The sequence below is a fragment of the Nocardia carnea NBRC 14403 genome (assembly GCF_000308515.1).
Lineage (GTDB): Bacteria > Actinomycetota > Actinomycetes > Mycobacteriales > Mycobacteriaceae > Nocardia > Nocardia carnea.
In genome coordinates, this window is sequence record NZ_BAFV01000034.1 from 42,706 (window position 1) to 50,739 (window position 8,034).

Sequence of the window (8,034 nt, forward strand, 5' to 3'; positions counted from 1 at the left end):
CGATAGCGGGACGGGTGTGACCGACCCGCCGGTTCGGACATATATCTATACAGCTGTCTAGCAGCTCGTCCCGGGTTTGGCTAGCATGCAGCCATGTCCACGGGTGAACTTCGCACAGTGCGCGTTGGTGACTTCGAATTCGAGGTGCGGGTCCACCCGGGTGAGCCGGTGCACGGCGCGGACGTACTGCTGCTGCACGGGTTTCCGCAGAGTGCGGCGTCCTGGGACTTCGTCTCGGAACGGCTGAGCGCCCGCGGAGTCCGTTCCTATGCGCCGGAACAGCGCGGTTATTCGCCGGGAGCCCGCCCCGCGGATATTGCGTCCTACCGTCTTTCCGAGCTCCGCACCGATATCGTCGGCCTCTGCGATGCGCTGGGCCTGCAGCGAGTTCACCTGGTCGGCCACGATTGGGGCGCGATCGTGGGCTGGGATGTGGCGGCCCGGTATCCGGAGCGGGTGGTTTCACTGACTGCGGTGTCGGTGCCGCACCCGGCGGCGTTCGCCCGGGCGATCGAGAACGATCCTGTGCAAGCCGAGAAATCCGGGTACATGGCCTTTTTCCAGCAACCGGACGCACCCGAAGAACTGCTGCTGGCGAATGATTGCGCGGGTCTGCGTGCGGGTTACGGGGATGCGGTGCCGATGGTGCAGGCGGCGCAGCATATTGCGCGGCTCCGGGAACCGGGGGCGATGACGGCGGCTGTGAACTGGTACCGCGCGGCGGGTGATTCGTGGAGTTCGGTTCCTGCGGTGAGCGTCCCGACGACTTTCGTGTGGAGTGATGCCGATCTGGCTGTGGCGCGGTCCGGTGTGGACGCGACGGTTGAGTATGTCGACGGGGAGTACCGCTTGGAGGTGCTGGAGGGAGTGGGTCACTGGATCCCCGAGGAGGCGCCCGATCCGCTCTCCGGGATAATTCTGGCCCGTATCCTCGGCTATATGCCCGGCCGGTAGCCGTCGACCGAGACACGCGGCAATTATCAAAAGCGCAATTGTGAGCTACGTCGGTTACCTGTATCGGAATCCACTGCTGATTCAGCGGGCCGAATCACGGTTGCGGGGCCCGGTGATTCCACCGGGCCCCGCGAAGGCATACAGGGCTACTGCCCTGCGGTTGCCCGGTGTGACTACGCCTGCCGTACCTGCTGGCGCATCTGGTGCATCTGCAGTTCCCACTGCATTGCGCGATCCTGGGCGCGGGTGGACTGTTCCTCGGCCTGCTGGGCGAGGTAGGCGGCCTGGTCGGCCTGGTCCTGCGCCGACTGACAGCGCTGGTTGGCCTGGTTGGCGTCGGCCTGGGCCTGTTGGGCCTGGCTCTGCGACCGGTCGGCTTCGCTCTGCGCCTGCTGCGCTTGGTTCTGTGCCTGCTGAGCCTGCTGGCGGGCCTGCTGGGCCTGCTGCGCGGCCTGGTTGGCCTGGCTCTGTGCGATCTGGGATTGGTGCTGTACCTGCCGGGCCTGCTGTTGGACCTGGCGGGCGAGGTTCTGCGCCTGCTGGGCGTACTGCCGCGCGCTCTGCGCTTCCTGCCGGATTTCGTCCAGGCCCATGCGCAGCATTTCCAGGGTCTGGACTTGCTGACCGTTGCCGTTGCTGGTGCTGGTGCGTGCGGCCGCGGTACTGGTGTCTTGCGCCATCTGAGCATCCTTCCAAAGGGGGGTTTTGAAACGGACTGACTCGTGGAGCGCTCAATATCCTCGCACAGCACCGCCCGGTGACAACCCTGCGATTTCCCGCGGAACACACTGGATATCCGCTGGTGGCGCGCCCGCTCGCGGTTATCGGACGTGACGGTGGCACCACGGCGGCGGATATGCGCACCCCCGTCGCGGGGCGATGCCCGATCGAGATGACACCGTCATGATCTGCGCGTACTTCAGCGCCGGATGAGGCCGAGGTCGGTGGCCGCGGCGACGGCGGCGGTACGGGAGTCGACGCCGAGTTTGGTGTAGATGCGGGCGAGATGGGATTTGACGGTGCCTTCGGTGAGGTGGAGGTGGTTGCCGATGGCTTGGTTGGACAGGCCGTCGGCAACGAGGGTCAGCACCTCGGTTTCGCGGCGGGTGAGGGCGGTGCCGGGCGTGCGGAGGCGGTTCATCAGCCGGTCGGCGACGGTGGGTGCCAACGTGGTCCGGCCGGCTGCCGCGGTGCGGACGGCGGCGGCGAGGTCCTCGGGTGGGGCGTCTTTGAGGAGGTACCCGGTGGCGCCGGCTTCGATAGCGGGCAGGGTGTCGGCGTCGGAGTCATAGGTGGTGACGATCAGGACGCGGGGTGCGCCGGGGCGGGCGGTGATCCGGGCGGTGGCTTCGGCGCCGCCCATACCTTTGCCGAACTGCAGGTCCATGAGGACGACGTCGATATCGCCTGCGGCCGCCCGGTCGACGGCGTCCTCCGCGGTAGCAGCTTCGGCGACGACGAGCAGGCCTGGTTCGGTGTCGAGTACGGCGCGCAGCCCGGCTCGGACTACGGGGTGGTCGTCGGCGAGAAGGAGTCGGATGGTCACGGGCGGCCCTCGGGTTCGGTCGGTGGGGTGCGGGGTATTCGGGCGGCCAGTGCGGTGCCGTGGCCGGGTGCGGATTCGAGGGTGAGGCAGCCGCCGAGGGCGTGCACGCGGGCACGCATGGCTGCCAGCCCGAATCCACCGTGTTCGGGTTCGGGTGCAGGGAGGTGGGTGGGGTCGAAACCGCGGCCGTTGTCGGTGATGTCGAGGGTTAGGTGATCGTCGTGGTAGCCGAGGGTGATTTCGGCAGTGGTGGCGTCGGCGTGGCGGACGGTGTTTGCGAGCGCGGATTGGGCGATGCGCAGTAGTGCGACCTCGTCGGAGGTGGCCAATGGGCCCGGGTCGCCGGTGCGATGGAATTGCACGTCCAGGCCATGGCGGGTGCCGGTGGTGGTGCAGAGTCGTTCCAGTGCGTCGGCCAGCGTGGTGTTTTCCAGTGCGGGCGGGGTGAGGGCAGCGACGAAGCGGCGGGCCTCGGCGAGGTTGTCCTGGGCGGCCCGGCGAGCTTGGTCGACGTGGCGGGTGGCTGTGTCGGGCCGGTCGGGTAAGGCGCGTTCGGCGGCGTGCAGCAGCAGCTGGATGCTGGACAGTCCTTGGGCGAGGGTGTCGTGGATTTCGCGGGCGAGGCGTTCGCGTTCGGCGAGCATGCCGGCGGTGCGCTGGGCTCGGTCGAGGTCGGCGCGGGTAGCGGTGAGTTCGTCGATGAGACGTCTGCGTTGTTCGCTTTCCCGGTACACGGTTTGGTAGCCGCGGACCACAGCGACGGCGACGGCGGCGCCGAGTGCGGGGCCGATCGCCATGGCGGGGGCGAAGGAATGCTGGTGGGCGGCGAATCCGGTAATGGCCGTGGCGGCGGTGGCGGCGACGGCGATATGTCCGGCGCGGCGGGGCAGCAGGTGGAGCTGGAGGAAGTACAGCGGGAACGCGACCCAGACGGCGTCCGGGGACAGGACCAGCAGTACGAGCCATACGGCGCCCACGGCAGCGAGCCACCAGGTGGCGGCGGGGCGGGAGCGGTGGATGCGGGGCAGGAGTGGTCCGGCGGCGTAGACGAGTGCGCAGATCGTTGCGGTGGAGGTGATCGCCGCGGCGTGGGCTTGGTGCTGGGTGATCGCGCGTACCGCGGCGAGCGTGAGCAGGCCGAGGACCAGCAGGTGCAGGCACCAGGCGAGGGCCCGGGTGGTGGGGGTCGGGTCGGGTGCGGTGGTGTTCACGGTGCTTACCAGGTTACGGAGGCCGGTCTTGCGGTGGCCTCTGTCGAAAGTGGGAATTCGGGTGGTGTCTTCCGGTTGGGGAAGTGCTGTCCGGCGCGGGATGTGCGGGGCAGGCGGGATGGCGAGGGTGGAGTCGTACCGTTTTCCACCGTCGGAGAGGACTGGCCGGGGTCGTGTTTGTTGCCTGGAGAGATCTGAAGTTCGCCAAGGGGCGTTTCGCTCTGATGGGGACTGTGATCGTGCTGATCACGCTGCTTGTCGGGTTGTTGTCCGGTCTCACGGCCGGTCTGGGCCGGCAGAACATTTCGGCGATTACGTCGCTACCGGCGGATCTGATTGTTTTTTCGGCCCCGGGTGCGGGTCAGGAGGTGTCGTATACCGGTTCTTCGGTCACTGCTCGGCAGTGGCAGGAGTGGGCGCAGGCCCCCGGTGTAGCGGACGCGGAACCGCTGGGCATCACCACCACTCGGGTAGCGACCGATACAGGCAGTGCTGGTGTGTCTGTGTTCGGTGTGCGTCCCGGGTCCCGCCTTGCTCCGGACAGCGGCAGTATCGATGACGGATCGGTGGTGTTGTCCACGCCGGCGGCGTCGGATCTGGGGGTGGGCTCCGGCGATTTCGTCACGGTGGCCGGTCAGCGGCTGCGAGTGGCTGCCGTGCAGGGTGATGCCTATTTCAGTCATACCCCGGTGGTGTGGGCGGGCCTGGATTTCTGGCGGGAGATCGCGCCGCCCTCAGGGTCGGGTGAGGAGCCGGCGGCTTCGGTTGTTGCCGTGCAGACTACGTCCGGGACGGATGTGGCGGCCGTCGATCAGAGGGCCGGGACGAGGACTGTCGGTGTCGGCGATTCGTTGTCGGCGATCGGTTCCTATGCCTCGGAAAACGGCTCTTTGCAGTTGATGCGCGGGTTCCTGTTCGTGATCTCGGCTCTCGTCGTCGGGGCGTTCTTCACGGTGTGGACGGTGCAGCGCAGCGGCGATATCGCGGTGCTGAAAGCACTCGGTGCCACCACGGCCGGGCTTCTGGTGGATGCGCTCGCTCAAGCTGTGCTGCTGCTGGTGGGTGGCACGGTGCTCGGTACGGCTCTTGCTGCCGCGCTGGGTGTGTTCATTGCGGGCTCCGCCGTCCCGTTCCATCTCACTGCGGCCACCGTCCTTGTTCCGGCGGTGGTGATGGTTCTGGTGGGTGCTGTAGGCGCCGCTGTTTCCGTCCGCCGTATCACTTCTGTCGACCCGTTGACTGCTTTGGGGAGCGCCCGATGAGCTTGAATCTGATCGATATCACTCTTACCTATCCGGATGGCGACCGTCGTCTGACGGCCTTGGACAGGGTCGATTTGGAAGTTCCGCGGGGAAATGTGACTGCGGTGGTCGGTCCTTCCGGTTCCGGTAAGTCGAGTCTGCTCGCTGTCGCGGCTACCTTGATCACTCCCGATGCCGGGACTGTGGTCATCGACGGTACGCCGACGACCGGTCTGCGCCGCAGCGCGCTGACCGATCTGCGGCGCAGCAGGATCGGGATCGTCTTCCAGCAGCCGAATCTCATTGCCTCGCTGACCGCTGTCGAGCAGTTGCAGGTGATGGCCCATATCGATGGCCGTACACCGGGTGCGGTGCGCGGCCGGGCGATGGAGTTGCTGGATGCAGTCGGTTTGGCGGGTGTGGCGGGGCGTCGTCCGCACCAGCTGTCGGGTGGTCAGCGGCAGCGTGTCGGTATCGCGCGGGCATTGATGAACGAGCCGAAGGTGTTGCTGGTCGATGAGCCCACCAGTGCCCTCGATCACGAACGCGGGGTCGCGGTCCTCGATCTGCTCGCCCGTCTCACTCGTCAGCGGTCCAGTGCCACAGTCCTGGTCACTCACGATCGCGCCCATCTCGCTGTCGCCGACCAGGTCGCGGAAGTGCGCGACGGCCGGCTGCATCTGTCGGCGGCCGCGCTCCGGTAGTGAGAGTTCAGGGGCTGCGTCCCTATGGCGTGTTCGTCCACGGAGATATGTCGAGAAGCGTGAGCATGGTGGGTAGCAGGTCGCTGTTCAGTGGCTCCGGGTTGCCGCTGTCGATCGCGAGAAACTTCAGACCCGCCTGGTGGCAGACGGCATCCGGCGTCGAGGTGGCTGCGGTGAGCGAGTCGTTGTGGCGGTCAGATCCGGGAGGATTTGTAGGGCGGATTCGGAGGGTGAGCTCGGTTCGGCGTTGAACACGGCCACACGTTGTCCCTCGTCGTTCGGGAGGGTCATGAACTCGGTCATGAGTAGTACGCCCGGCCGCACCAGCTCGGGCTTTACTTGGACGGGCTGAGCGCGTCATGAAAGGCTGGACAGAACCTGGAATGCCGAGGTCAGGCTGTCTCTGCGAGCAACCCAGCCCGACCCCTTCCATACCGTCGACGGGGCCGACGGACGTCGGTCTCGGTCCGGTTCTGTGTGGTCACGCCCTTCGCTCCTCGTATCTCGCCCGTGCGCATCGACGCCGGAGATAGGCACCGCGCATCCGGTGGCGGTGCCTGCGGGCTCGCCTTCGCGCACCTACAGGCACCGGTCCATCGCGTTCGAGGCTGTCGTTGTCGTGTCCGGTGATGACGGGCCGGGTGCTGTTATTCGCGGGAGAGCATGGCGACGGCTTCGCGTTCGAGGTCGACGAAGGGTTCACCGCTGACGTCGATCGCGACCCGGTCGAGGGTCCCGCCGGTGAAGGGCCAGGGGACTTCACCGGGGTAGTCGTCGGTGACAGCTTCGGCGCTGTCACGGCCGACGTTGAGACCTTCCCCGCCGAGACTGAACTTGCCGGGCTGGGTGCGGATCCGGCCTTCGCCGACCTTGCGGTCGCCGTAGTAGAGACTGAGTAGTCCGCGCGCGGTCCCGGGCGAGTCCTCGCCGTCCCTGTCGAAGGAGGCGGCCAGGATCAGGTTCTGCCCGGTCGGCAGGTCCTCGTTTGCGCTGATCTTCTGTTCCTCGCTGCCCAGGAAGTTGTAGACGTAGTGCAGCCGGTTGTCCCTGATGTAAAGCGCATGCCCACCGAACCGGCCGCCGTGGGAGAACAGCACACCGGAGGCGCCGGGGCCGGGCAGGTCGACGACCGCGCCGATCGAGTAGGAGCGGTTGCGGATATTGACCGCGACCGATTCGGGCACCTCGGCGCCGCCGGGGCGATAGATGTACCGGTTGCGCGGCGGTGCGAGCTGGGGGCGGACGGTGGTGAGGATTTCGACGCCGGATCGATCGTCGAGCGGGTATGCCTGGTTGACTCCCGCTTCGTAGAACCACAAACCGATCAGTTCGGCGAGTCTGCCCGGTTCCTCGGTAGCCAGGTCGTACATCTCGGCACGGTCCACCTCTGTGTGGTAGAGCTCCCATGTGTCGTCGGGGAAATGGCCCCAGCCGCTGAGGGTCGGGTGGGTGGTGACCGCTTTCCAGCCGTCGTGCCAGATCCCACGGCCACCGAGCATGGAGTAGAACTGCGTGTGCTTGGCGGTCGGGATATTGGGGGCGTCGAAGCTGTAGCGCATGCTCACCCCTTGCAGCGGTATCTGGGCGTGGCCCTTGACCATGTCGGGGAGCTCGACTCCGAGGCAGTCCAGCAGTGTGGGGACCAGGTCGACCGCGTGGTGGTATTGGTCGCGGGTCTCGCCGTGCGCGTTGATCCCGGCGGGCCAGGAGATGATGCACGGGTCGCAGGTGCCGCCGTTGAACGAGTACCGCTTCCACATCTTGAACGGGGCGTTGAACGCCATCGCCCACCCGTTCGGGTAGTGGTTGTAGGTTCTCGGACTGCCCAGTTCATCCAGTTTCGCCATGTTCTCGGCCAGATCGTCGGGTACGCCGTTGGCGACTTTGTTCTCGTTGACCGAACCGTCCGAACCGCCCTCACCGCTGGCCCCGTTGTCGGAGACCACCACGATGATCGTGTTGTCGAGTTCCTCGATCCGCTGCAGATAGTCGAGCAGACGCCCGATCTGATCGTCGCAGTGCGACAGGAATCCCGCATACACCTCGGCCATGCGAGAGAACAGTTTCTTCTCGTCCTCGGAAAGCGTGTCCCAGGGACGGGTGAAATCCAGCGGCGGGAATGGTTCACCCTCGGGACCGCTGCGGTTCTCGGGAGTACCGATCGGGTTGAGCGGCGGCAATTCGGTGTTCTGCGGAACCAGACCCATCTGTTTCTGCCGATCGAGGATTTCCGCGCGCATCGCCTCGTAGCCGGCGTCGAACCTTCCACGATAGTGTTCGATCCATTCCTGCGGCGCGTGATGGGGTGCGTGCGCGCAGCCCGGCGCGTAGTACAGGAAGACCGGACGATCCGGCGCAATGGCCTTGACGTCATCGAT

The 8,034-nt window shown here is 66.5% G+C and carries 7 protein-coding genes; 3 read left to right on the forward strand and 4 right to left on the reverse strand.

Annotation, left to right across the window (positions count from 1 at the left end; genetic code table 11):
• The first annotated feature begins 93 nt into the window (after window positions 1-93).
• Window positions 94-954, forward strand: coding sequence for an alpha/beta fold hydrolase (locus tag ON22_RS12165; protein ID WP_051157538.1), 861 nt, complete (start codon window positions 94-96; stop codon window positions 952-954).
• Between the two features lie 173 nt (window positions 955-1,127).
• Here ON22_RS12165 and ON22_RS36320 read toward each other — a convergent pair whose 3' ends face one another.
• The 3 genes from ON22_RS36320 to ON22_RS12180 all read right to left on the reverse strand — a co-directional run bounded on the left by ON22_RS36320 (window position 1,128) and on the right by ON22_RS12180 (window position 3,711).
• Window positions 1,128-1,634, reverse strand: coding sequence for a hypothetical protein (locus tag ON22_RS36320; protein WP_033242880.1), 507 nt, complete (start codon window positions 1,632-1,634; stop codon window positions 1,128-1,130).
• Between the two features lie 239 nt (window positions 1,635-1,873).
• Window positions 1,874-2,500, reverse strand: coding sequence for a response regulator (locus tag ON22_RS12175; RefSeq protein ID WP_033242881.1), 627 nt, complete (start codon window positions 2,498-2,500; stop codon window positions 1,874-1,876).
• Window positions 2,497-3,711 carry a sensor histidine kinase gene (locus ON22_RS12180; protein WP_033242882.1) on the reverse strand — a complete coding sequence of 405 codons (1,215 nt, stop codon included), beginning with the start codon at window positions 3,709-3,711 and terminating at the stop codon, window positions 2,497-2,499. Before ON22_RS12180 ends, ON22_RS12175 begins: the two co-directional genes overlap by 4 nt.
• Window positions 3,712-3,884: 173 nt before the next feature.
• On the opposite strand from ON22_RS12180, the gene ON22_RS12185 reads away from it, so the two are divergent.
• Window positions 3,885-4,973 carry an ABC transporter permease gene (locus tag ON22_RS12185; RefSeq protein ID WP_033242883.1) on the forward strand — a complete coding sequence of 363 codons (1,089 nt, stop codon included), beginning with the start codon at window positions 3,885-3,887 and terminating at the stop codon, window positions 4,971-4,973.
• Complete coding sequence (locus ON22_RS12190; protein WP_033242884.1) at window positions 4,970-5,656, forward strand: ABC transporter ATP-binding protein; 687 nt, start codon at window positions 4,970-4,972, stop codon at window positions 5,654-5,656. The genes ON22_RS12185 and ON22_RS12190 overlap by 4 nt, the downstream gene beginning before the upstream one ends.
• Before the next feature lie 647 nt (window positions 5,657-6,303).
• Here ON22_RS12190 and ON22_RS12195 read toward each other — a convergent pair.
• The coding region (locus tag ON22_RS12195) for a sulfatase-like hydrolase/transferase (protein WP_043740074.1) at window positions 6,304-8,034 on the reverse strand (1,731 nt) is incomplete at its 5' end.